The sequence below is a fragment of the Streptomyces sp. NPDC050448 genome (assembly GCF_040655295.1).
Classification (GTDB): Bacteria; Actinomycetota; Actinomycetes; order Streptomycetales; family Streptomycetaceae; genus Streptomyces.
Map to the genome: position 1 here is coordinate 1 of NZ_JBFAJR010000137.1, position 1248 is coordinate 1248.

Consider the following 1248-nt stretch of genomic DNA (forward strand, 5'->3'; position numbering starts at 1 on the left):
GTTAGCTCACTCATTAGGCACCGGGATCTCGACCGATGCCCTTGAGAGCCTTCAACCCAGTCAGCTCCTTCCGGTGGGCGCGGGGCATGACTATCGTCGCCGCACTTATGACTGTCTTCTTTATCATGCAACTCGTAGGACAGGTGCCGGCAGCGCTCTGGGTCATTTTCGGCGAGGACCGCTTTCGCTGGAGCGCGACGATGATCGGCCTGTCGCTTGCGGTATTCGGAATCTTGCACGCCCTCGCTCAAGCCTTCGTCACTGGTCCCGCCACCAAACGTTTCGGCGAGAAGCAGGCCATTATCGCCGGCATGGCGGCCCCACGGGTGCGCATGATCGTGCTCCTGTCGTTGAGGACCCGGCTAGGCTGGCGGGGTTGCCTTACTGGTTAGCAGAATGAATCACCGATACGCGAGCGAACGTGAAGCGACTGCTGCTGCAAAACGTCTGCGACCTGAGCAACAACATGAATGGTCTTCGGTTTCCGTGTTTCGTAAAGTCTGGAAACGCGGAAGTCAGCGCCCTGCACCATTATGTTCCGGATCTGCATCGCAGGATGCTGCTGGCTACCCTGTGGAACACCTACATCTGTATTAACGAAGCGCTGGCATTGACCCTGAGTGATTTTTCTCTGGTCCCGCCGCATCCATACCGCCAGTTGTTTACCCTCACAACGTTCCAGTAACCGGGCATGTTCATCATCAGTAACCCGTATCGTGAGCATCCTCTCTCGTTTCATCGGTATCATTACCCCCATGAACAGAAATCCCCCTTACACGGAGGCATCAGTGACCAAACAGGAAAAAACCGCCCTTAACATGGCCCGCTTTATCAGAAGCCAGACATTAACGCTTCTGGAGAAACTCAACGAGCTGGACGCGGATGAACAGGCAGACATCTGTGAATCGCTTCACGACCACGCTGATGAGCTTTACCGCAGCTGCCTCGCGCGTTTCGGTGATGACGGTGAAAACCTCTGACACATGCAGCTCCCGGAGACGGTCACAGCTTGTCTGTAAGCGGATGCCGGGAGCAGACAAGCCCGTCAGGGCGCGTCAGCGGGTGTTGGCGGGTGTCGGGGCGCAGCCATGACCCAGTCACGTAGCGATAGCGGAGTGTATACTGGCTTAACTATGCGGCATCAGAGCAGATTGTACTGAGAGTGCACCATTGCGGTGTGAAATACCGCACAGATGCGTAAGGAGAAAATACCGCATCAGGCGCTCTTCCGCTTCCTCGCTCACTGAC

The 1248-nt window shown here is 56.2% G+C and carries 2 protein-coding genes and 1 pseudogene; 2 read left to right on the forward strand and 1 reads right to left on the reverse strand.

All coding sequences use genetic code 11. From position 1 onward, the window contains the following. Positions 1–29: 29 nt before the first annotated feature. Positions 30–371 (forward strand): annotated as a pseudogene (locus AB0I68_RS39095) (hypothetical protein); the annotation flags it as partial. Positions 372–388: 17 nt separating this feature from the next. Here AB0I68_RS39095 and AB0I68_RS39100 read toward each other — a convergent pair. Next, the gene (locus AB0I68_RS39100; protein WP_081450183.1) at positions 389–724 is read right to left on the reverse strand and encodes a hypothetical protein; all 336 of its coding nucleotides are present in this window, start codon (positions 722–724) and stop codon (positions 389–391) included. Positions 725–788: 64 nt separating this feature from the next. On the opposite strand from AB0I68_RS39100, the gene AB0I68_RS39105 reads away from it, so the two are divergent. Beyond that, positions 789–980 carry a Rop family plasmid primer RNA-binding protein gene (locus AB0I68_RS39105; protein WP_000165985.1) on the forward strand — a complete coding sequence of 64 codons (192 nt, stop codon included), beginning with the start codon at positions 789–791 and terminating at the stop codon, positions 978–980. Positions 981–1248 lie beyond the last annotated feature (268 nt).